This window comes from Streptomyces microflavus, from assembly GCF_014650075.1.
Taxonomy (GTDB): domain Bacteria; phylum Actinomycetota; class Actinomycetes; order Streptomycetales; family Streptomycetaceae; genus Streptomyces; species Streptomyces microflavus.
The window spans coordinates 444125-466991 of the sequence record NZ_BMUG01000001.1; the positions used below are offsets into that span (position 1 = coordinate 444125).

Consider the following 22867-nt stretch of genomic DNA (forward strand, 5'->3'; position numbering starts at 1 on the left):
CCCCGAAACATCCCCATAAGCGAACCGGCGCCGTCGGCGGCTTCCCACGACCGCCCGGCCGTCCCACCGTCCCCCGGCGTTCCGGACTCCCCATCAGGTACACGAGCGGGACGCCCGATCGGTTCCCCGGCCCGCTGGCGTTCCCCCGAACGAGGAGCGTCCCCCCGAACGAGGGGCGTCCCCCCGAACGAGGGGCGTCCCCCCGAACGAGGGGCGTCCCGCCGCGTGAACGCGACGGGACGCCCCGGCCGGTTGGCCCGGAGGCTCAGGCGTACTGCGCCCGGAGCCGCCGGTGGACCTCCGGCGCCGCCCCCGTACGGTCCAGGCCCAGCAGAGCGGCCCCCAGCACCGGCGGTTCGGACACCACCCGCACCACCGCCTTCGGGGCCCGCGCCGCCAGCAGTTCGGCGATCCGGTCGTTCAGCTGCGGATGGCGCGCGGCCAGCACGCTGCCGCCCAGCAGCACCGGCGCCTCCTCCTCCAGCAGGCCCAGGCGGGTCAGCGCCACCGACGCCATCGCCACCACCTCCTCGGCCTGCTGCTCCACCACGGCGGTTGCCACCGGGTCCCCGGCGGCGGCCGTGGCGAACAGCACCGGCGTCAGCTCGTGCCGCCGGGCCGGCGGGATCGTGCCCCGGTGCAGCGCCTCGATCAGCGCGTACATCGAGTCCAGCCCGAAGTGGACCGGCAGCGTACGGGCCAGCTCGGTCGGCTCACCGCGCCCGTCCTCGGCGCGCGCGGCGAACCACAGCGCCTCCTCCGCGAGCCCCCCGCCGCCGCCCCAGTCGCCGGATATCCGGCCGATCGCGGGGAAGCGGGCGGTCCGCCCGTCCGGCACCATGCCCACGCAGTTGATCCCGGCCCCGCAGACCACCGCGACGCCCCGGGGCTCGTCCACCCCCGCGCGCAGGATCGCGAAGGTGTCGTTGCGCACCTCGACCGAGGCCGCCCAGCCGCGGGCCTCCAGGGCCTCGGCCAGCTCGGCCTCCTCGACCGGCAGGTCGGCGTTGGCCAGGCACGCGGAGAGGTGGCCGGAAGAGCCGGTCGCGGACGGCAGTTCCGCGACCGCCCGGTCCAGGACCGACCCCAGCACGTCGAGCGCGGCCTCCACCCCGACGAGGGGCGGCTGGAAGCCCGCGCCCCGGGCCTTGGCCAGGACCGTGCCGTCCGCACCGATCAAGGCCACATCGGTCTTGCTGTTGCCCGCGTCGACGGCGATGACCGAGACGTTCACGCCCACGCGAGGTGCTCCCGGTTGTGCGCGATCAGCCGGTCGGTGAGCCCCTCGGCGTAGTCGTACTGCCCGATCAGCGGGTGGGCGAGCAGAGCCTTGAAGACCCGGTCCCGGCCACCGCGCAGCGCGGCTTCCAGGGCGAGGTCCTCGTACGCCGTCACGTTGGCGATGAGACCGGCGTACAGCGGGTCCAGCGCGGGCACGGCCAGCGGGGTCGCCCCGCCGTGGTCCACCCGGGCCTGCACCTCGATGACGGCGTCGTCCGGGAGGAACGGCAGCGTCCCGTTGTTGTACGTGTTCACCACCTGGACCGGCGAACCGCCGCCGCCCAGCAGGGAGGCCGCGAGGTCCACCGCCGCCTCCGAGTAGAACGCCCCGCCGCGCTTGGCGAGCAGCTCGGGCTTCGTGTCCAGCGTCGGGTCGCCGTACATCGCCAGCAGCTCCTTCTCCATCGCCGCGACCTCGGCGGCGCGGGACGGCTTGGTGCCGAGCTCCCGCACGACCTCGTCGTGGGCGTAGAAGTAGCGCAGGTAGTACGAGGGGACGACGCCGAGCCGGTCCACGAGTCGGCGCGGCATGTGGAGGTCGTCCGCGATGGCGTCACCGTGCTCGGCCAGCAGCTTCGGCAGCACGTTCTCGCCGTCCGGGCCGCCCAGGCGCACGCCCAGCTCCCAGGTGAGGTGGTTGAGCCCGACGTGGTCCAGGTGGACCTCGGAGGGGTTCACGTCCAGCAGCCGGGCGAACTTGCGCTGGAAGCCGATCGCCACGTTGCACAGGCCGACCGCCTTGTGCCCGGCCTGGAGCAGGGCCCGGGTGACGATGCCGACCGGGTTGGTGAAGTCGATGATCCAGGCGTCCGGGTTGGTGCGGCGCACCCGCTCGGCGATGTCCAGGACGACGGGCACGGTCCGCAGCGCCTTGGCGAGGCCGCCGGCGCCGGTGGTCTCCTGGCCGATGCAGCCGCACTCCAGCGGCCAGGTCTCGTCCTTGTTCCGCGCGGCCTGTCCGCCGACGCGGAGCTGGAGGAGGACGGCGTCGGCGCCGGCCACGCCCGCGTCCAGGTCGGTGGTGGTGGTGATCTTCCCGGCGTGGTCCTGCTTGGCGAAGATCCGCCGGGCCAGGCCGCCGACCAGTTCGAGCCGGTCGGCCGCCGGGTCGACGAGCACCAGCTCCTCGACCGGCAGCGTGTCCCGCAACCGGGCGAAGCCGTCGATCAGTTCAGGGGTGTAGGTGGACCCGCCACCAACTACTGCGAGCTTCATTGTCAGCCCTTTACTCCGGTGAGTGTGACGCCCTCGACAAATGCCTTCTGAGCGAAGAAGAAGACGGCGATCACGGGGGCCATGACCAGAACGGTCGCGGCCATGGTCAGGTTCCAGTCGGTGTGGTGTGCGCCCTTGAAGGATTCCAGGCCGTAACTGAGCGTCCAGGCGGCCGGGTTCTCGGAGGCGTAGATCTGTGGTCCGAAGTAGTCGTTCCAGGCGGCGAAGAACTGGAAGAGGGCGATGGCCGCGATACCGGGCTTGGCCATCGGCAGGACGACCTTCATCAGCGTACGGAACTCACCGCAGCCGTCCACCTTGGCCGCGTCCAGGTACTCGTTCGGGATGGTCAGGAGGAACTGCCGCAGCAGGAAGATGGAGAACGCGTCACCGAAGGCCATCGGGATGATCAGCGGCCAGAGGGTGCCGGAGAGGTCCATCTGCTTCGCCCAGAACAGGTACATGGGGATGATGACGACCTGCGGCGGCAGCATCATCATCGAGATGACGAGCATCAGGGACAGCTTGCGGCCGCGGAAGCGGAACTTCGCCAGCGCGTACGCCACGGGGATGGACGACACGACGGTGAGTACGGTGCCGAGTCCCGCGTACAAGAGGGTGTTGCGCCACCAGACAAGGAAGCCGGGCGTCTCGAAGACCTTCTTGTAGTTGCCCCACTCCCAGGTGTTGGGGGTCAGGTCGCGGGTCAGCGCCTGCTGGTCGTTCATCAGCGACGTGAGCACCACGAAGACGAACGGCAGCACGAAGAAGAGCGCGGCGGCGATCCCGAGCGAGTGCACGGCGATCCAGTGCAGCAGCGCCTTGCGGCGTGCGGTGCGTGCGGCGGGCGTGCGCGGGGCCTTCGCCGGGAAGGCGGGGGCGGGCTTGTCGAGGAGTTGGGTCATGGCTCAGTCACCGGCCTGGATCAGGTTGTTGCGGCCCCGCATGAGCAGCGCGGTGAAGGCCATGGCCAGGGCGAACAGGATGAGGGCGACGACACAGGCGGCGCCGTAGTCGAAGCGCTGGAAGCCGAGGTTGTAGACGAGCTGGGGGAGCGTCAGTGTCGACTTGTCGGGATAGCCGGGTTCGAAGGACTGGCCGGAGCCGCCGATGACTCCGGAGGCGACCTTTCCGGCCACCAGGGGCTGGGTGTAGTACTGCATCGCCTGGATGACGCCCGTCACGACGGCGAACAGGACGATCGGCGCGATGTTCGGCAGCGTCACGAAGCGGAACCTCTGCCAGGCGGAGGCACCGTCCAGCTCGGCCGCCTCGTACTGCTCGGTCGGCACGTCCAGCAGCGAGGCCATGAAGATGACCATCAGGTCCCCGATGCCCCAGACCGCGAGCATGGTGAGGGCCGGCTTGGACCAGGCGGCGTCGTTGAACCAGCCGGGCGTCGGCAGCCCCAGCTCCCCGAGGATCGCGTTGACCGGCCCGGTGCCGGGGTTGAGCAGGAAGACGAAGGCAAGTGTCGCGGCGACGGGCGGCGCCAGGTAGGGCAGGTAGAACAGGGTCCGGAAGACGCCCGTCCCCGTCTTGATCTTGGTGATCAGCAGGCCGATGCCGAGTCCGAAGACGACCCGGCAGGTGACCATGACGACCACCAGCCAGAGCGTGTTCCACAGCGACGGCCAGAACATCGGGTAGTCCCGGAAGACATACGTCCAGTTCGTCAGCCCGTTGAAGACCGGCGCCCCGAACCCGTCGTACGACGTGAAGGAGAAGTAGACCGTCGAGACCATCGGGTAGGCGAAGAAGACCGAGAACCCGATCAGCCACGGCGACATGAAGGCCGCGTTCCGCAGCGTCGACCTGCGGCGCTTGGAGCGGAGTGTGTGCGTCGTCATCGTCGGGCTACTTGGCCTTGGCGATGTCGGTGTCGATCTGCTTCGCGGTCTTCTCCAGGCCGGCCTGGAGGTCCTTCACCGCGCCCTTCTCGTACTGGTAGCCGAAGTCCTGGAGGGTCAGCTGGTACGCCGAACCGTTGACGGCCCCGTCGGGGGTGTTGGACTTCGGGTGCTGGGCGATGTCGAGGAAGGTCTTGAAGCGCGGGTCGAACTTCAGGCCGGGCGACTTCAGCGCCTCGAAGGTGGAGGGCACGTTGCGGATGCCGTTGGCGAAGTTGACGACCGCCTCGGTGTCGCTGGTCATGTACTTCACCAGCTCCCACGCGGCGTTCTGCTTCTTGCTGGCCGGGGCGATGCCCACGATGGTTCCGGAGAGGAAGCCCTTGCCGTAGCTGTCCGCCTCGTCGTCGGCGACGGGCATCGGGGCGACCCCGATCTCGAAGCCGACCCCGGCGTCCTCGGCCATCCCGAGCCGCCACTCGCCGTCCAGCTGCATGGCCACCTGGCCGGTGTGGAACGGGTGCTTGGCGCCCCACTCGTCGCCGAAGGTGCCGCGGTACTTCTCCAGCTTGTCGTAGCCGCCGAGGCTCTCCACGAGCTTCTTCTGGTACGTGAACATCTCTGCGAACGCCGGGTCCTTGGCGATGTTCGACTTGCCGTTCTCGTCGAAGTACGTGTGGTCCCACGAGGACAGGTAGTGATCGGCGACCGTCTCGTATCCGTGGAAGGTGGGCATGAAGCCGAGCTGCTGGTAGCTGTCGCCCTTCTCCACCGTCAGCTTCTTCGCCACGCTCGCCAGTTCGGACATCGTCTTCGGCGGCGCGGTGATCCCGGCCTTCTCGAAGGCGTCCTTGTTGTAGTAGAGGCCGTAGGCGTCCGTGAGCAGCGGCAGGGCGCAGCGCTTGCCCTCGAACTGGGTGTAGTCGAGGAGGACCTTCGGGAACGTCTTCTCCAGGTCCAGCTTCGACTTCTCGATGAACGGCTTCAGGTCGGCGAAGGCGCCGGACGAGCAGAACTTGCCGACGTTGGAGGTGGTGAAGGAGGAGACCACGTCCGGCCCGTTCGAACCGCCCGCGCGCAGCGACTGGTTGAGCTTGTCGTCGTTGATGTTGCCGGAGACCTTCACCGTGATGTTCGGGTGGGCCTTCATGAACCGGTCGACGTTGTCCTTGACCGCCTTGACCTCGGCGGGAGAGCTCCAGCCGTGCCAGAAGTTGATCGTGGTCCTCGCCTTCGGGTCGTCGGTCCCGCCGGCCTCGGTCTGGCCGGTACACGAGGTGGCGAGCACCGATATCGCGGCGACGGCGACAGCGGTGGCGGTGAGACGGTTTGTGCGCATGACAAAGCTCCCAGGGGCGGGGAAGAGAAGCAGACGACAGGAACGGGGGCGGAAACGGGGGCAGGGACGGGGGATCGGTGGGTCAGCGCGAGGTGTCGAACACTTCGTCGCGGGTGTCGGCGAGCGCCCTCTCCAGGGCGCCGCGCAGTACGGGGGTGCGGTCGATCTCGCCGACGACCAGCCGGGGCCGGGAGGCGGCGAGCTCGGCCAGCTCGGACTGGATCAGGGAGCGCAGGACCTCGCCGCCCGCGGCGACCGCACCGCCGGACAGCACGATCAGCCCGGGGTCCAGGACGGCGGTGACGGAGGCGAGGCCGGTGGCGAGCCGGTGGGCGTACTGGCCCAGCAGCTCGGTCAGCGCCTCGTCCTGCTCGTACGCGGCGGCCGCCCGCTCCAGCAGGGTGGCGGCGGCCTTCGCGTACGGCTGCTGCGGGGTGTCGATGCCGAGCGCCTTCGCGAGCCGGGGCACCGACTGGGCGCCCGCCAGCTCCTGGAAGCCGCCGCTGTTGGCCTTGACGACCTGGCGTACGAGGGGGGTCCCGGGCACCGGCAGGAAGCCGACCTCGCCCGCACCGCCGGTGAAGCCGCGGTGCAGGCGCCCGTTGATGACGAGGGCGGCGCCCAGGCCCTCCTCGTTCCAGAGCAGCACGAAGTCGTCGTGGCCGCGGGCCGCACCGAGGCGCTGCTCGGCGACGGCGACCAGGTTGACGTCGTTCTCGTACTCCACCGGCATCGGGAGGTACGCGGCCAGCTCGTCCAGGAGGGTGGGGGAGTGCCAGCCGGGCAGGTGCGAGGCGTACCGCAGCCGCCCGGTGCTCGGGTCGAAGGCGCCCGGGGTGCCGATGACGACCCGGTGGATGTCGGCGCGGGTGAGCCCGGCCTCCTTCACCGCCCCGTCCAGCGCGTCGGCCACCTGGCGCACCACGCTGTCGGCACGCCGGCCGGGTGTCGCCAGCTCGAACTGCCCGACCGTCGTCCCGGTCACGTCCGCGACGGCGGCGACGATGCGCCGCTCGTTCACATCGAGCCCCGCCACATGGGCGGCGCGCGCGTTCACCATGTAGAGCTGCGCGTTGGGTCCGGGGCGCCCCTCGCTGGTCCCGGTGGCGACGACCAGACCGGCCGCCTCCAGCCGGGCCAGGAGCTGCGAGGCGGTGGGCTTGGACAGGCCCGTGAGCTTGCCGATCCGGGTGCGGGAGAGAGGGCCGTGCTCCAGCAGCAGATCGAGGGCGGCCCGGTCGTTCATGGCCCGCAGTACCCGGGGGGTGCCCGGTGTGGTTCCCGTCATCGTGGACGCACCCACCCTTGTCGACTCTGTTAGGAAACTTTCCTATTCTGGGAGGACCGTAAGACGCAGGTCACCGGGGCGTCAATGGGGACCGCCTCTCCGGCAATCAAAGTGTTACCTCGCACGCAAACGCCCCCGGCCGCCTTCCTGGGGTCCAGGGGCGGCCGGGGGCGTCGGGGAAAGGGCTTACTTGTTCAGGTTCGTCGTGGGCGGCGGTATCGGGGTCGCCGCCAGCGACTGCGGAGAGGTGGCCGACGCGTACGCCGAAGGGGCCGCCATCGCGGCCGTCGGGTCCGCCGAGGACTCGGCCTCCACCTGGAGCGGCACCGCGCCGATCATCCGGATGCCCGCGTCGTCCAGCGCCTGCTTGATGCGCCAGCGCAGCTCGCGCTCCACACCGATCGCCTTGCCCGGCATCGTCTTCGCGGTGACCCGGACCGTCATGGAATCCAGCAGGACCGCGTCCAGGCCGAGCACCTCCACCGGGCCCCAGAGCCGCTCCGACCAGGGCTCTTCCTTCGTCATGGTCTCGGCGGCCGCGGTGATCGCCTCGCGGACGTGCTCCAGCTTCTCCGTCGGGCGGACCGTGACGTCGACCCCGGCGGTGGACCAGCCCTGGCTGAGGTTGCCGATCCGCTTCACCTCGCCGTTGCGGACGTACCAGATCTCGCCGTTGTCGCCGCGCAGCTTGGTGACGCGCAGGCCCACCTCGATGACCTCACCGGAGGCCACCCCGGCGTCGATCGTGTCCCCGACCCCGTACTGGTCCTCCAGGATCATGAAGACGCCGGAGAGGAAGTCCGTGACCAGGTTGCGCGCGCCGAAACCGAGCGCCACACCGGCGACACCTGCGGAGGCGAGGAGTGGCGCCAGGTTGATCTTGAACGCGCCCAGGACCATCAGGACGGCCGTTCCCATGATCATGAAGGAGGCCACCGACCGCAGGACCGAGCCGATCGCCTCCGACCGCTGGCGTCTGCGCTCGGCGTTCACCAGCAGACCGCCCAGCGCGGTGCCCTCCACCGCCTGGGCGCTGCGGTTCATCCGGTCGATCAGATTGGTCAGGGCGCGCCGGATCAGGTAGCGCAGCGTGACCGCGACCGCCACGATCAGCAGGATCCGCAGACCGGTACTCAGCCAGGTGGACCAGTTCTCCTCGACCCACCCCGCCGCGTTCCCGGCCTGTTCGGCGGCTTCGTCGAGCGAGCCGCCCGGCTCGGGTGACGGGGCTGCGGCCAACAGGACGGACAGGTGCACGGTGGGGACCTCCAGAGGGACGACGGCTGACCGATAAGACTAACGAAGCCGGGGGAGTGGATCGTTGCCGTGTTCGGGGGAGAGACACGTCTCACCGGGGATACGTCCGCTGTGGCCGATCGCACAGTGCGCGCGGCCGCCCTGGTGGGACCGCCCTCCGGGACCGGGCCGGCGCCCGCCGCGCCCGGGGGTGAGAAAAATCCTCCCGGCCCGTTACCCGTACGTGGTGGCGCTTTGACCAGGCATGAGGAGAGACTGAGATCGGATCGTCCCGGCGCGAGCCACGCGCCGCCGGCGTACAAGGAGGCATCCACCGTGCCGCACGTCCTGGTTCTCAACGCGTCGTACGAGCCGCTCGGCGTCGTACCGCTCCGCCGCGCGCTCGTCCTCGTCCTCGAAAACAAGGCGATCTGCCTGGAGGAGACCGGCGCCTTCCTGCACAGTGCCACCCGAGCCGTGCCCGCGCCCAGCGTGGTCCGGCTCAAGCGTTTCGTCCGGGTCCCCTACCGGGGGCCCGTTCCCCTGACGCGCCGGGCGCTGTTCGCCCGGGACGGGGGGCGCTGCATGTACTGCGGGGCCGCCGCGACCAGCGTCGACCACGTCATTCCACGCAGCCGCGGTGGACAGCACGCGTGGGACAACGTGGTGGCGGCCTGCCGCCGCTGCAACCACGTCAAGGCCGACCGCCACCTCCCCGAGCTCGGCTGGCGGCTGCGTCACCAGCCCGCCCCGCCGACCGGCCTGGCCTGGCGGATCATCGGGACCGGGCACCGCGACCCGCGCTGGCTGCCGTATCTGCAACCGTTCGGCGCGGACGACGTGATGGCCCGGATCGACGGCGTTTCCGCCTGAGACCGGGCCTTCGTCGTCCGTCGTGATCCGCTGTACGGGTCACTCCGCGACCGCGTACGCCTCCACCGACCAGAGCGAGTAGCCGTACTGGGTCGCGCGGGCGTCGCCCTGCACCCGGACGAACCGCGTGTCCTTCGCGTCCATCCGCACCGACTCGCGCCCGCCCCGGCCCTCCCGGACGGTCGCCGCGGTGCGCCAGGTGCGGCCGTCGGCGGAGACCTGGATGCGGTAGCCGGAGGCGTACGCGTCCTGCCAGGACAGCACCACCTGCCCCAGCCGCACCGGCTGCGGGAGCTCGGCCTGCCACCACGCGCCGTCCTCCACCGGGGAGGACCACCGGGTCTCCGGGTCGCCGTCCGAGGCGGCGGACGCCGGGAAGTCCGGGGTCTCGTCGGCGGAGGAGGAGGCCGTGGCCGTACGCACCAGATCCGGGCCGCCCGTACGCGGGAAGGCCCGCACGGTCAGGGTGGACTCCTGGCCGCCGAAGGTCAGCGGCACCTCGTACTCACCCGCCGGAGTGTCCGCCGGAACGGTGATGTCCACCGGCACCTCGGTACGGGACCCGCGCGGCACCGTCGTCTGCTTCGGGACCCGCACCTCGATGCCCTTGGGGGCCTTCGCGGTCAGCGCGCCCTTCACCTCGGCCGGACGCCGCCCCGCCAGCCGCGCCGCGACCCGCTTCGGCCCGCCGCCGATCTCCGCGTCCGTCTCGCCGTGCGCCAGGTCCAGCACGGCGTCCGGCTCGTCCCCGAACCACGGCACCAGGGCGCGCAGCTTCGGGGTGCCCGCCGGGACCGCCGGGGCCGGCGGCAGGCTGGGGCTCAGATAGGACGGGGGAGCGGTCCGGGCGGCCTCGGGCACCGTGACCCGTACGGCGTCGGCGCGCAGCCCCTTCGCCGCGGTCTGGGTCCAGCCGGTCGGGGACAGCTGCCCCAGCGCCCGCCAGCCCTCGCCCGGCACATGGGCCTCGACGACCGCGCCGGTCAGATCGGAGGCGGGCTCGGCGAGCGCCGTCACGGCCTCCACCGGGCGGGCCCGCTCCAGCCGCACCGTATAGCTGTGCGTGTCCTTGGTGACCCGGCCGCCGGTGCGGTCGACGCCGTTCCAGCCGTCGGCGGCCTTCTCGGCCCGGTCCAGGAAGGGATCGAGCACGCCCTTGCCGACCGTGGCCTTACCCGCCGCGATCTCCTCGCGCAACGACTCCAGGGCCAGCTGCGCCCGCCAGGCGCCCGCCCCGTCGCCGCCCGCCTGGGACTGGAGCAGGTCCACGGCGAGCTCACCGGCCTGGCCGTAGCGGGCCAGCTGCTCGGTCCACGGGCGCACCTCGTCGGCGAGGCGCCCCTCGGCGGGGGTGGCGAGCCGGTCGGGGGTCTGCCGCATCACGGTGAAGGCCGCCCGCAGATCGCGCGCCGCCCGGTCACGTACCGGAGCGGCGGCTGCCCGGGACTGCCAGAACGCGGCGAACAGGGGCTGGAGATAGGCGGACTCCGCCGAGCCGAGCACCGAGTCCGCACTGTTGCCCGCCAGCGCCCGCAGCGCCTTCCGGGCCCCGGCGTCGCCGCCCGCCAGATCGTCGATCGCCGCCTGCCAGGACTCGTCCGCGCGGTACCCCTTCGGGTTCCACGCGAAGTCGGCCGCGGTGAACAGCGGGATGCGGGAGGCGGACGCCTGCTCCATCGCGTTGGCCAGCAGCGCCGCCGAACCGCTCGCCACCGCCGGGTCCCGGCCGGTGTACGGCCCCAGGAAGATCCGGTCCTGGGCGTAGTCGTTGACCGGGTAGTTGTCCATCGTCACCAGCGGGTGGCGGAAGGCGGCCCGCGCCCCGGCCAGCTCACGCCCGGTGATCTTCTTCGGTACGACCCCCACGCCGGTCCAGGCCACCTGCACCCGGTCGTCCAGCTCGGCGGCGAGCGCCGTGCGGTAGTCGGTCGCCCCGTCCTGGTAGAACTCCGTCGGCAGCACCGACAGCGGCGCCCCGCCCGGGTGGCGCTCCTCCAGATGCCGGGCGACCGCCCCGGCCACCCGCGCCTGCGCGCGGGCCGCCGCCTTGGGGCCGCTGCCGAACGTCTCGGCGTCCAGGTCGCAGTGCCACTCGCTGTAACTGACGTCCTGGAACTGGAGCTGGAAGACCCGCACCCCCAGCGCCCACATCGCGTCGATCTTCTTCGTCAGCGCCCGGACGTCCTGGTCGGAGGCCATGCACATGGCCTGCCCCGGGGAGACGGCCCAGCCGAGCGTCACATGCTCGGCCTCGGCCTTCTGCGCCAGCGCCCGGAAGTCGGCCCGCCTCTCGGCCGGGTACGGCTCACGCCACCGGGCCAGCCGGTAGGGGTCGTCGCCCGCCGCGTAGAGGTACCGGTTCTGCTTGGTGCGGCCCATGAAGGCGAGCTGCGCGAGCCGCTCCTCCTGGGTCCAGGGCTGTCCGTAGAACCCCTCGGCCATGCCGCGTACGGCCGTGCCCGGCCAGTCCCGCACCACGACCCCGGCCACCGCACCGCCGCTCACCAACTGCCGCAGGGTCTGGACCGCGTGGAACAGGCCGTCCTCACCGAGCCCGTCCAGGGCCACGGTGGCGCGCCCGGCGACCTGGCCGGACGCGATCCGGTAGCCGCCGGTGGGCAGGTCGGCGCGGTCGGGTGCGCGCAGCGCCCGCAGCGCCTCCCCGGCGCCCGTGCCGCCGATCCGGATCAGGGGCCCGCGCCCCGGCAGGCTCTCGTGCAGGGTCCGGACCCCGGCGGTGCGCAGCAGGGAGCGGAGCTCCGCCACGGCGTACGGATCGGCGTCCGGCGCGGCGAGGACGGTGGCCTCGGTGCCGAGCGGCAGGGCGGGGCCGGTGGCCTTGATGCTCTGGGGCCGGGGCCACACGGCGGGCGGCTGCGCGCTGTCGGCGCGGTCGGGCGAGGTGGCGGGGGGTTTGCCGGGGTCGGCGGGGGCGGCGGTCGCGGTTGGTGCGAAGGGGCTCAGCAGCCCCCCGATCACGGCGACGGCCACGGCCGTGGCCTGCTTCCTGCGCCCGAACCGCACGTCGCGCTCCCTCGAAAGGCCTGAGTGGGGTCCGAGCCCACCACCCGTGCGCGAGGGTGTCAATGCGCGTGGCGGTTCTGTCGGCTTTGCCGGGAATAGTGGCACCTTCGTGCCTGGTGGGGCGGGTGCGGCCGACGGGACTGGCTGAAAACGGTCCATACCTGCCGGACGGGGGAACGGAATGTGACCCACGGCACGTTGGGCTCGTTGTCCTGATACGTACGTGGTAACTGCCTGGAGATGACGTGTGTGTCACGTCCAGGTCTGCGCACGCGAGGCCTGGGTAGGCCTGCTGTGTCCTGTTCTCCATGGCCAGGAGGCCACCATGCCCGCAGCCGCGCAGCTTCTGCTCTCCGCCCTCTCCAAACAGGTACCCGCCCAAGCCGACCCCGCGCCGCTGACCAGCGGACTTCCCCTCGCCGATGTCGCCCACCTGATCAGCGGGCCGCCGCTCGCCGATATCTCCCTCCTGCTCGGCGAATCCTCATTCGCCGATGCCGCCCCTCTGACCAGCGAGCCTCCGCTCGCCGATGCCACCCCGCTCACGAGCGAGCCTCCGCTCGCCGCCGTCGCCCCTCTGACCAGCGAGCCGACCGCACCCGGCACCGCAGGGGGCATGGAGTTCCCAGGAGTCTGAATGGGCTTGTCCCGGCTCGCCGCACTGCACGGTGTCGCCACCTCCTACTCCCCGTCCCCGGATGTCACGGTGTCCGTCCCCGACGACACGGTCATCGCCGTGCTCGCCGCGCTGGGCGTGGACGCCGGCACGCCGGAGGACGTACGGAGGTCACTCGTCGCGGCTCAGGCGCGCTCACGCCTGCTGCCGCCCACCGTGGTGGTCTGGGCCGGTGAGCCGCTGCCGCCCGCGCTCACCGGGCTGCCGCCCGGCTCGGCCGTCACGGTCGAGCCGGAGCAGGCCGACGGGCCGCCGGCGCCCGCCCTCACCTGGACGGTGCCGGAGACCGCCTCGTCCTGGAAGGTCCCGGAGGCCGACCCGTCCGGGAGCGCTCCGGAGGCCGCCTCGTCCGGGACGGTCCCGGAGGCCGCCGACGGGGTCACGGAGCCGGGTGGGCCCCGGCCCGCCGCTCCCGCCGGATGGACCGAGCCCCCCTACGGCGTCCACCGCCTCCACGTCCGCGCGCCCGACCACCACGAGGCCACCGCCACCCTCGTCGTCGCCCCGGCCCGGGTCCCGCAGCCGCCCGGGCGCACCCACGGCTTCCTGGTCCAGCTCTACTCCCTGCTCTCCGCCCGCTCCTGGGGCATGGGCGACCTCGGCGACCTGGCCGACCTCGCCGCCTGGTCCGGGCGCACCCTCGGCTCCGGGTTCGTCCAGGTCAACCCGTTGCACGCGGCCGTTCCCGGGAAACCCACCGACCCCTCCCCCTACCGCCCCTCCTCGCGCCGCTTCCCCGACCCCGTGCACCTGCACGTCGAGTCGGTCCCGGAGTACGGCCACGTCCGCGACCGGGCAACGCTGGACGACCTCCGCCAGGACGCCGCCGCGCTCAGCGAGGCCGTGCTCAACAAGGGCGCGCTGATCGACCGGGACGCCGTCTGGGAGCTGAAGCGGCAGGCCCTGGAGCTGATCGCCGAGGTGCCCCTCACCCCCGGCCGCCGCGCGGCCTACTGCGACTTCCTCGCCGAGCAGGGCCAGGCCCTGGAGGACCACGCCCTGTGGTGCGCCCTCGCCGAGGTGCACGGCCCCGACTGGCACAGCTGGCCCGAGCCCCTGCGCGACCCCCGCTCCCCGGGGACCGCCCGCGCCCGCGCCGGACTGCTGGACCGGGTCGACCTCCACTGCCGCCTCGCCTGGCTGACCGCCACCCAGCTCGCCGACGCCCAGCGGGCCGCCGAGGACGCCGGGATGGAGATCGGCATCGTCCACGACCTGGCCGTCGGCGTGCACCCGGCGGGGGCCGACACCTGGGCCCAGCAGGACGCCTTCGCCCACGGCATGTCCGTCGGTGCGCCCCCGGACGCCTTCAACGCGCGCGGCCAGGACTGGGGCCTGCCGCCCTGGCGCCCCGATGTGCTCGCCGCCACCGGTTACGCCGCCTTCCGGGGCCTGCTGCGCGGCCTGCTGGCCCAAGCGGGCGCCCTGCGCATCGACCACGTCATGGGCCTCTTCCGGCTCTGGTGGGTGCCGGAGGGCCGGCCGCCCACCGACGGTACGTACGTCGCCCAGGACGCCGAGGCCATGCTCGCCGTCCTCGTCCTGGAGGCCCACCGTGCCGGTTCCGTCGTCGTCGGCGAGGACCTCGGCACCGTCGAGCCCGGCGTCCGCGAGGCCCTCGCCCGGCGCGGGGTCCTCGGCACCTCCGTCCTCTGGTTCGAGCGCGACTGGGACGGTGACGGCCGCCCGCTGGCCCCCGAGAAGTGGCGGCGCGACTGCCTCGCCACCGCCACCACCCACGACCTGCCCTCCACCGCCGCCCGGCTGACCGGTGATCATGTGACGCTCCGTCACCGCCTCGGCCTGCTCACCCGCCCCCTGGACGAGGAGCTCACCGAGGACGTCACCTCCACCGCCGAATGGCTCGCCCTCCTCGCCCGGCTGCGGATGCTCCCCGAGGGCGACGGCAACGAGGAGGCGGCCGTCCGCGCCGTCCACCGCTTCCTGCTCGCCACCCCCGCCCGGATGACGGGCGTCTGGCTCCCCGACACCGTCGGCGACCGCCGCCCGCAGAACCTCCCCGGCACCTGGGACCAGTACCCCAACTGGCGGCTGCCCGTCGCCGACGCGGAGGGCCACCCCGTCACCCTGGAGGAGATCGCCGCCTCGCCCCGGCTGCACGGACTGATGGACGTCCTGCGGCCCACAAGGGCCCGTACGGCACCCCCGGGCGAGCGCCCCGCCTAGGCGTTCGCTACGTTGGCACCGTGGACAAGAAGAACGCTAAGCGCGCCGGCGTCGTTGCGGCCGGGACGACGCTGATGATGCTGCTCATGTCGGCCCCGGCACTCGCGCTCACGCCCGACGACGGTGACGACCCGGGTCCGGGCCTGAGCGCGATGGAGACCATCGGTCTCTACGTCATCGCGCCCATCGCCCTGTTCCTGGTGATCACGGCCCTGGTCATGGTCCTGGACAAGTCCAAGAAGCAGGTCTGACCCGCACACGTACGAAGGGTGCGCCGCCGGTAGGAGCTACCGCGCGGCGCATCCGCATGTCCGGCACCGGACGACACGGACGGCAGGGACGGCAGGGATGGCACGGGCGGCACCCCGGTAGGTTGCGGCCATGACCGAGTGGGACGTCAAGAAGCTCCGTATCCTGCGCACCCTGCGGGACCGCGGCACGGTGACGGCGACTGCCGAGGCGCTCCTGATGACCCCCTCCGCCGTCTCCCAGCAGCTCACCAACCTGGCCAGGCAGCTCGGCGTGGAGCTCCTGGAGCCCCAGGGCCGCCGGGTCCGCCTCACCGACGCCGCCCACCTCGTCCTGCGCCACGCCGAGGCGGTCTTCGCCCAGCTGGAGCGGGCGGATGCCGAGCTCACCGGCTATCTGCGCGGCGAGGCGGGAGAGGTCAGGGTCGGCGCGTTCTCCACCGCCGTACCCGCCCTCGTCGTCCCCGCCGTGAGGCTCCTGCGCGCCGAGGGGCGCCCGGGGCCCGACGTACGCGTACGGGAGGCCGAGGCGGCCCAGGCGTACGAGCTGCTCACCGCCGGTGAGGTCGACCTGGCCCTGTCGCTGGCCGCCCACGCCCCGACCGCCCGCGACCCCCGCTTCTCCCTCTTCCCGCTGCTGGCCGACCCGCTGGACGTGGCCCTCCCCGCCGGCCATCCCCTGGCCGACGCGCCCGCGCTGCGCCTCGCGGACCTGGCCGCCGACCGCTGGATCTTCGGCGGCTCGGGCCCCTGGTCCGAGATCACCACGGCCGCCTGCGAGGCGGCGGGCTTCGTCCCCGAGCAGGCCCACAGCGCCGCCGGCTGGACCGCGATCCTCGCCCTGGTCGAGGCGGGCATGGGCGTCGCCCTCGTCCCCCGGATGGCCTCCCGTGAGCAGCGCCGCGAGGGCGTGGTGATGCGGGTCCTGGAGGCGGACCGGCCGCGCCGCCATGTGGTGGCGGCGGTCCGGCACGGGGCTTCGAGCGGCCCGGCGGTGGCCCGGGTGCTCAAAGCGCTCACGGACGTCGCGGCATCGTTCGGCCGAGATGGATCGTTCAGCTGAGCTGAACAGTATCTGCGAAAACTTTCGATGGACCTGATGAGTCCGGTGGCGCGAAGGTAAGGGCATGACCTTCGACGCGAGCGAGACCACATTCCAGAACTCCGACACCGATCCCCACGCCAATGACGCCGCGCCCTACGGCGGCGGCGACCCGTACGCCGACTACCGCGAGGCGGGCGACCTCCCCTTCACCGAACTCGTCGACCTCGCCGACCGCCGCCTCGGCGCGGGCGTGATCGCCGCCAACGACGAGTTCTTCGCCCAGCGCGAGAACCTCCTCCTGCGCGAACGCGCCGTCTTCGACCCCGAGCACTTCGGCCACAAGGGCAAGATCATGGACGGCTGGGAGACCCGCCGCCGCCGTGGCACCGACGCCTCCCACCCCTTCCCGGCCCCCGAGGACCGCGACTGGGCGATCGTCCGCCTCGGCGCCCCCGGCATCGTGCGCGGCCTGGTCGTGGACACCGCGCACTTCCGCGGCAACTACCCCCAGCGCGTATCGGTGCAGGCCACCGCCGTCGAAGGCGCCCCGAGCCCCGAAGAGCTGCTCGCCGACGACGTGAAGTGGGAGGAGATCCTCCCGCCCACCCCCGTACGCGGCCACGCGGCCAACGCCTTCGAGATCACCGGCGGCCGCCGCTACACCCACCTCCGCCTCTGCCAGCACCCCGACGGAGGCATAGCCCGCCTGCGCGTGCACGGCGAGGTCGTACCGGACCCGGCCTGGATCGCCGCGCTCGGTACGGTCGACCTGGTCTCGGTGCTCAACGGCGGTACGTACGAGGACGCCTCCGACCGCTTCTACTCCTCGCCCACCCAGATCATCCTGCCGGGCACCTCCCGCAAGATGGACGACGGCTGGGAGAACCGCCGCCGCCGGGTCCGCGACACCAACGACTGGGTCCGCTTCCGCCTCCCCGCCCAGGGCGCCGTCCGCGCGGTCGAGATCGACACCGCCTACCTCAAGGGCAACTCCGCCGGCTGGATCGCCCTCCAGGGCCGTAACGGCGACACCGGCGAGTGGTTCGAGATCATCCCGCGCACCCGCCTCCAGCCCGACACCCTCCACCGCTTCGTGCTCCGCGCCCAGGCCGTCGTCACCCACGTCCGGCTGGACGCCTTCCCCGACGGCGGGGTGGCCCGGATGCGGCTGCACGGCAGCTTCACGGAGTCCGGCACGGCCGCGCTCACCCGCCGCTACGAGGAGTCGGGCGCGTAACCCCCGTAGCCCCGTAAAGCACCGCCCCCCCAGTTCCCGCCCGGCGGACGGCTGCGCTCCTGCGCCCGCCCGCCGGGCGGATTCCAACGGGTCCCTCGGCTCAGGCGGCGTACGCGGAGAACCGCAGCGTCTGCGCCAGCACCCGCCAGGTCACCCAGGCGAACGCGCTGTTCGCGGTGGTGCAGAACGCCTCGTCCGTGCAGTCGGTGGGCCGGTCCTGCCAGGCGCGGACGGTCAGGGTGTGGAAGCCGAGGGTCCGCGAGAACGCGAAGCGGATGTGCATGCCCCGGCCCAGCTGGTGCCCCGGCAACGTGTTGATCTGGAAGAAGTCGTTCCCGATGTACTCGACCTCGACCGGGTTCCCGCCCAGCAGCTCGCAGCGCGCCCCGGCCCGGATCCGGCTCGGGCAGGCGCCACTGACCGGGAAGAGCCAGAAGTGGTCCGTCAGCTGCTCCCGGACCGCGTGCGCGCCGGTGAACGGGTGCAGCCCGAGGCTGTATCCGTACGTATAGAGGCCGTAGCAGCCCGACGGGCCCGCGCGGCAGTCCGTACGGGCCCCCGCGGGGGAGGGGCCCGTCAGCAGCCCCGCGCACAGGGCCAGCGCGACCGGCACGGCGGCGAAGCCGGGCATCGACCCTCCCGTGGCCTGCGACCGAAGCATCCTGCGACGACCCTTCGGACGCTAGGCCACGGGAGACCACCCCGCGCGCGGGCGTACGGCAAACGCGCGGGCGTACGGCAGACGCGGGCGTACGCCAAGGGGGCGCCCCCGCCGCCGCAGCGGAGAGGACGCCCCCGGGAGGTGCGTTACGCGGTGGCCGCCGCCGCGTCCGCCGCCTGGGCCTTCAGGGAGCGCTCCACGCCCGCCCGCGACTCCGACATCAGCCGGCGCAGAGCGGCGCTCGGCTCGGCCGAGTCCAGCCACGCGTCCGTGGCGTCCAGCGTCTCCTGGGAGACGTGGAGCGTCGGGTAGAGGCCCACGATGATCTGCTGGGCCATCTCGTGGCTGCGCGAGTCCGAGATGCCCTTCACCGAGGCGAAGTACTTCTCCACGTACGGCGCCAGCAGCTCACGCTGGTCGGGCTGGACGAAGCCGCTGATGACCGCTTCCTGGAGCGCGTTGGGCAGGTTGCCCGACTCCACGACCGAGGCCCACGCCTCCGCCTTGGCCTCCTCCGAGGGCTGCGCGGCCCGTGCGACGGCCGCGTGGCGCTCGCCCGCCGCCGTCCTGTCCCGCTCGTACTCGGCGGCGATCTCCTCCTCGTCCAGCAGCCCGACCGCGGCCAGCCGCTGCACGAACGTCCAGCGCAGCTCGGTGTCGACGGTCAGGCCCTCGATCGCCTCCGTACCGTCCAGCAGCGACTGGAGCAGGTCCAGCTGCTGAGGGTTGCGGGCCGTCGCCGCGAAGGCGCGGGCCCACGCCAGCTGGTGGTCGCTGCCCGGCTCCGCCGCCCGCAGGTGCGCCAGCGTGGCGTCCGTCCACTGGTTGAGGGCGGCCTCACGGGTCTGCGGGGCCGCGTACAGGTCCAGGGCCAGCTTCAGCTGACGGTGCAGCGACTGGACGACGCCGATGTCCGACTCCTTGCCGATGCCCGAGAGCACCAGCGACAGGTAGTCCCGGGTCGGCAGCTCGCCGTCGCGGGTCATGTCCCAGGCGGAGGCCCAGCACAAGGCGCGCGGCAGCGACTCGGTGAAGTCGCCCAGGTGCTCGGTGACGACCCGCAGCGACTCCTCGTCCAGGCGGACCTTCGCGTACGAGAGGTCGTCGTCGTTGAGGAGGACGACCGCCGGGCGGGCCTTGCCCACCAGGTCCGGCACGGAGGTGCGCTCGCCGTCGACGTCCAGCTCGATCCGGTCCGTCCGGACGAGCTTGCCGTCCGCGTTCAGGTCGTAGCAGCCGACCGCGATCCGGTGCGGGCGCAGCGTCGGCTCGCCCTTGGCGCCGGCGGGCAGCGCCGGGGCCTCCTGGAGGACGGTGAAGGAGGTGACGTGACCGTTCTCGTCGGTCTCGATCTCCGGGCGCAGGATGTTGATGCCGGCCGTCTCCAGCCACGCCTTCGACCAGGTCTTCAGGTCACGGCCGGAGGTCTTCTCCAGCGCGCCCAGCAGGTCGCTCAGGCGGGTGTTGCCGAAGGCGTGCGCCTTGAAGTACGCCTGTACGCCCTGGAAGAACGCGTCCTTGCCGACGTACGCCACGAGCTGCTTGAGCACCGAGGCGCCCTTCGCGTACGTGATCCCGTCGAAGTTGACGAGGACGTCCTCCAGGTCCCCGATGTCCGCCATGATCGGGTGCGTGGAGGGCAGCTGGTCCTGCCGGTACGCCCAGGTCTTCATGGAGTTGGCGAACGTGGTCCAGGAGTGCGGCCACTTCGAGCCCTCGGCGTCCGCCTGGCAGGCGATCGAGGTGTAGGTGGCGAACGACTCGTTCAGCCAGAGGTCGTTCCACCACTCCATCGTCACGAGGTCGCCGAACCACATGTGGGCCAGCTCGTGCAGAATCGTCTCGGCCCGCACCTCGTACGCCGCGTCCGTCACCTTGGAGCGGAAGACGTACTGGTCGCGGATGGTGACCGCGCCCGCGTTCTCCATCGCGCCCGCGTTGAACTCCGGGACGAAGAGCTGGTCGTACTTGGCGAACGGGTACGCGTAGTCGAACTTCTCCTGGAACCACTCGAAGCCCTGCCGGGTGACGGCGAAGATGTCCTCCGCGTCCAGGTACTCCGCGAGCGAGGGGCGGCAGTAGATGCCGAGCGGGACGGACTGGCCGTCCTTCTCGTAGCTGCTGTGCACCGAGTGGTACGGGCCGACGATGAGGGCCGTGATGTACGTGGAGATGCGCGGCGTCGGCTCGAACGTCCAGACGTCGTCCTTCGGCTCCGGCGTCGGCGAGTTCGAGATGACCGTCCAGCCGGCGGGGGCCTTCACCGTGAACTGGAACGTGGCCTTCAGGTCCGGCTGCTCGAAGGACGCGAAGACGCGGCGGGCGTCCGGCACCTCGAACTGGGTGTACAGATAGGCCTGCTCGTCGACCGGGTCGACGAACCGGTGCAGGCCCTCACCGGTGTTGGTGTACGCGCAGTCCGCGACGACCTTCAGCTCGTTGGCGCCCTCGCGCAGCCCGGCCAGGGCGATCCGTGAGTCACGGAACACGGCGGCGACGTCCAGCGCCTCACCGTTGAGCACGGCCTCGTGGACGGCCGGGGCGACCAGGTCGACGAAGGTCTCCGCACCGGCCTCCGCGGAGTCGAAGCGCACGGTGGTCACGGACCTGTAGGTGCCGCCCTCCTGCGCTCCGGAGAGGTCGAGATCGATCTCGTACGCGTCCACGGTCAGCAGGCGCGCCCGCTCCTGTGCCTCTTCGCGGGTCAGATTCGTGCCAGGCACGCGGTCATCTCCTTCGATGGTGACGTTTCGGATCATCCTTCCATGTCCGGCCCTGCTGGACGATGGGTAGCGCCCCCTTCCTACCGCTGGTAGCATCCATGGTATGAAGATCAGTGTGAGTCTGCCGCAGGAGGATGTCGCCTTCGTCGACGAGTACGCGGCGAAGACCGACGCGGATTCCCGGTCCGCTGTCATACACGCCGCTATCGAATTGCTGCGTACCGCGGGCCTGGAGGCGGAGTACACCGAGGCGTTCCAGGAATGGGACGCGAGTGAGGACGCCGCTCTGTGGGACCGCACAGTGGCCGACGGGCTCACAGATGCGTAGGGGCGACATCCACCTCGTGGACCTGGAGCCCGCACGGGGGAGCGAAGCCAACAAGGTGCGTCCGGCGGTGATCGTCTCCAACAACGCCGCCAACCGGTCGGCCGAGGTGTCCGGCAGGGGCGTCGTCGCCGTGGTGCCGCTGACCTCGAACACCTTGCGGATCCTCAGTTTCCAGGTGCTTCTCACCACGGAGGAGAGCCGCCTCCCGCAGAACTCCAAGGTGCAGTGCGAACAGATCCGGGCGGTGTCCCCCGACCGGATCCTGAAGCGCCTCGGTGAGGTGCCCCGCCAGCGCATGGCGGAGATCGACAGAGCTCTGCGCCGGCACCTGGCTCTCTGACCCGCACACACGGAGGGGCGGCCACCGGACTCCGGTGGCCGCCCCTTCCCGTACGCGTACGCATACAAGGGTCGCGCGTCAGCCCTTCAGCTCGGCCGCCACCAGCTCCGCGATCTGGACGGCGTTCAGCGCCGCGCCCTTGCGGAGGTTGTCGTTGGAGACGAAGAGCGCGAGGCCGTTGTCGACCGTCTCGTCGACCCGGATGCGGCCCACGAAGGAGGCGTCCTTGCCCGCCGCCTGGAGCGGGGTCGGGATCTCGGAGAGCTCGACGCCCTCGGCGTCCTTCAGCAGCTCGTAGGCGCGCTCGACGCCGATGGGGCGGGCGAAGCGGGCGTTGATCTGGAGCGAGTGGCCGGAGAAGACCGGGACCCGGACGCAGGTGCCGGAGACCTTCAGCCCGGGGATCTCCAGGATCTTGCGGGACTCGTTGCGGAGCTTCTGCTCCTCGTCCGTCTCGAAGGAACCGTCGTCCACGATCGAGCCCGCCAGCGGCAGCACGTTGAAGGCGATCGGGCGCTTGTAGACGGCCGGCTCGGGGAAGTCCACGGCCTCGCCGTCGTGTGCCAGCTTCTCGGCCTCGGCGACGACCTTGGAGGCCTGGCCGTGCAGCTCGGCGACGCCGGCCACCCCGGAGCCGGACACGGCCTGGTAGGTGGCGACGGTCAGCGCTTCGAGACCGGCCTCGGCGTGCAGCGGGCGCAGCACGGGCATCGCGGCCATCGTGGTGCAGTTCGGGTTGGCGATGATCCCCTTGGGCCGGACGCGGGCCGCGTGCGGGTTGACCTCGGAGACGACGAGGGGGACCTCGGGGTCCTTGCGCCAGGCGGAGGAGTTGTCGATCACCACGGCGCCCTGGGCGGCGACCTTCTCGGCCAGCGCCTTCGAGGTCGCGCCGCCGGCGGAGAAGAGCACGATGTCCAGGCCGGTGTAGTCGGCCGCGGAGGCGTCCTCGACGGTGACGCCGGAGCCCTTGAAGTCGATCGTGGAGCCTGCGGACCGGGCGGAGGCGAACAGCCGCAGCTCGTCGACCGGGAAGTCCCGCTCGGCCAGGATCCTGAGCATGACTGTGCCGACCTGACCGGTGGCGCCGACGATTCCGACCTTCACTGGGACTCCTCTGTACGTGAGCTGTACGTGCGCGCGGCCCGTTTGCCGCTCCATGATGCGTATGACCGGGCCCGGCTTGTCCAATCCATTGTCCGACCTGCGGACTCATCGCGCGAGGACCGCAGAATCTGCATCGGCCGTGCGTGCCAAGGGGAACATCTGCGGCGGGCCCGGGCGCGGTGTGACGATGAACACGCACGGTGGACATA

The 22867-nt window shown here is 71.8% G+C and carries 19 protein-coding genes; 8 read left to right on the forward strand and 11 right to left on the reverse strand.

Going from position 1 to position 22867, the window contains the following annotated elements:
* Window positions 1-265: 265 nt before the first annotated feature.
* From IE264_RS01885 to IE264_RS01915, 7 genes are all read right to left on the reverse strand, one after another.
* Complete coding sequence (locus IE264_RS01885) at window positions 266-1240, reverse strand: N-acetylglucosamine kinase (protein WP_032753310.1); 975 nt, start codon at window positions 1238-1240, stop codon at window positions 266-268.
* Window positions 1231-2496, reverse strand: coding sequence for a 6-phospho-beta-glucosidase (locus tag IE264_RS01890; protein ID WP_015608559.1), 1266 nt, complete (start codon window positions 2494-2496; stop codon window positions 1231-1233). The genes IE264_RS01885 and IE264_RS01890 overlap by 10 nt, the downstream gene beginning before the upstream one ends.
* 2 nt (window positions 2497-2498) lie before the next feature.
* Window positions 2499-3401, reverse strand: coding sequence for a carbohydrate ABC transporter permease (locus IE264_RS01895; RefSeq protein ID WP_032753308.1), 903 nt, complete (start codon window positions 3399-3401; stop codon window positions 2499-2501).
* A gap of 3 nt (window positions 3402-3404) precedes the next feature.
* Window positions 3405-4346: a carbohydrate ABC transporter permease gene (locus tag IE264_RS01900; protein ID WP_015608557.1), complete on the reverse strand. Its 942-nt coding sequence runs from the start codon at window positions 4344-4346 to the stop codon at window positions 3405-3407.
* 7 nt (window positions 4347-4353) lie between these two features.
* Window positions 4354-5685 (reverse strand): ABC transporter substrate-binding protein, encoded by a 1332-nt coding sequence (locus IE264_RS01905; protein ID WP_015608556.1) that lies wholly within the window; start codon window positions 5683-5685, stop codon window positions 4354-4356.
* A gap of 82 nt (window positions 5686-5767) precedes the next feature.
* Window positions 5768-6973, reverse strand: coding sequence for an ROK family transcriptional regulator (locus IE264_RS01910; RefSeq protein ID WP_015608555.1), 1206 nt, complete (start codon window positions 6971-6973; stop codon window positions 5768-5770).
* Window positions 6974-7159: 186 nt separating this feature from the next.
* Window positions 7160-8230 (reverse strand): mechanosensitive ion channel family protein, encoded by a 1071-nt coding sequence (locus tag IE264_RS01915; protein WP_015608554.1) that lies wholly within the window; start codon window positions 8228-8230, stop codon window positions 7160-7162.
* Between the two features lie 315 nt (window positions 8231-8545).
* Between IE264_RS01915 and IE264_RS01920 the strand changes: the two genes are divergently transcribed.
* Window positions 8546-9082, forward strand: a complete 537-nt coding sequence (locus tag IE264_RS01920) for an HNH endonuclease (protein WP_031122726.1) — start codon at window positions 8546-8548, stop codon at window positions 9080-9082.
* Window positions 9083-9121: 39 nt separating this feature from the next.
* On the opposite strand, the gene IE264_RS01925 is transcribed toward IE264_RS01920, so the two are convergent.
* Complete coding sequence (locus IE264_RS01925; RefSeq protein WP_032753307.1) at window positions 9122-12106, reverse strand: beta-N-acetylglucosaminidase domain-containing protein; 2985 nt, start codon at window positions 12104-12106, stop codon at window positions 9122-9124.
* Window positions 12107-12431: 325 nt separating this feature from the next.
* On the opposite strand from IE264_RS01925, the gene IE264_RS01930 reads away from it, so the two are divergent.
* The 5 genes from IE264_RS01930 to alc all read left to right on the forward strand — a co-directional run bounded on the left by IE264_RS01930 (window position 12432) and on the right by alc (window position 17499).
* Window positions 12432-12743, forward strand: coding sequence for a secreted protein (locus tag IE264_RS01930; protein WP_015608551.1), 312 nt, complete (start codon window positions 12432-12434; stop codon window positions 12741-12743).
* The gene (gene malQ / locus IE264_RS01935) at window positions 12744-14969 is read left to right on the forward strand and encodes a 4-alpha-glucanotransferase (protein WP_032753306.1); all 2226 of its coding nucleotides are present in this window, start codon (window positions 12744-12746) and stop codon (window positions 14967-14969) included.
* 20 nt (window positions 14970-14989) lie between these two features.
* On the forward strand, window positions 14990-15220 hold the full coding sequence (locus tag IE264_RS01940) for a hypothetical protein (protein ID WP_015608549.1): 231 nt from the start codon (window positions 14990-14992) through the stop codon (window positions 15218-15220).
* A 130-nt stretch (window positions 15221-15350) separates the two neighbouring features.
* A complete protein-coding gene (locus IE264_RS01945; RefSeq protein WP_015608548.1) occupies window positions 15351-16280 on the forward strand; it encodes a LysR family transcriptional regulator in 930 nt (309 codons plus the stop codon).
* Window positions 16281-16344: 64 nt separating this feature from the next.
* A complete protein-coding gene (alc, locus tag IE264_RS01950) occupies window positions 16345-17499 on the forward strand; it encodes an allantoicase (RefSeq protein WP_032753304.1) in 1155 nt (384 codons plus the stop codon).
* A 100-nt stretch (window positions 17500-17599) separates the two neighbouring features.
* Here the strand turns inward: alc and IE264_RS01955 are convergent, their stop codons facing one another.
* Both IE264_RS01955 and pepN read right to left on the reverse strand, forming a co-directional pair.
* Window positions 17600-18130, reverse strand: coding sequence for a hypothetical protein (locus tag IE264_RS01955; RefSeq protein WP_015608546.1), 531 nt, complete (start codon window positions 18128-18130; stop codon window positions 17600-17602).
* 176 nt (window positions 18131-18306) lie between these two features.
* Complete coding sequence (gene pepN / locus IE264_RS01960) at window positions 18307-20883, reverse strand: aminopeptidase N (protein ID WP_032753302.1); 2577 nt, start codon at window positions 20881-20883, stop codon at window positions 18307-18309.
* A gap of 103 nt (window positions 20884-20986) precedes the next feature.
* Between pepN and IE264_RS01965 the strand changes: the two genes are divergently transcribed.
* Window positions 20987-21211, forward strand: coding sequence for a ribbon-helix-helix domain-containing protein (locus IE264_RS01965; RefSeq protein WP_015608544.1), 225 nt, complete (start codon window positions 20987-20989; stop codon window positions 21209-21211).
* Window positions 21204-21551, forward strand: coding sequence for a type II toxin-antitoxin system PemK/MazF family toxin (locus IE264_RS01970; protein ID WP_032753300.1), 348 nt, complete (start codon window positions 21204-21206; stop codon window positions 21549-21551). The genes IE264_RS01965 and IE264_RS01970 overlap by 8 nt, the downstream gene beginning before the upstream one ends.
* Window positions 21552-21629: 78 nt before the next feature.
* Here IE264_RS01970 and IE264_RS01975 read toward each other — a convergent pair whose 3' ends face one another.
* The gene (locus IE264_RS01975) at window positions 21630-22658 is read right to left on the reverse strand and encodes an aspartate-semialdehyde dehydrogenase (RefSeq protein ID WP_015608542.1); all 1029 of its coding nucleotides are present in this window, start codon (window positions 22656-22658) and stop codon (window positions 21630-21632) included.
* Window positions 22659-22867 lie beyond the last annotated feature (209 nt).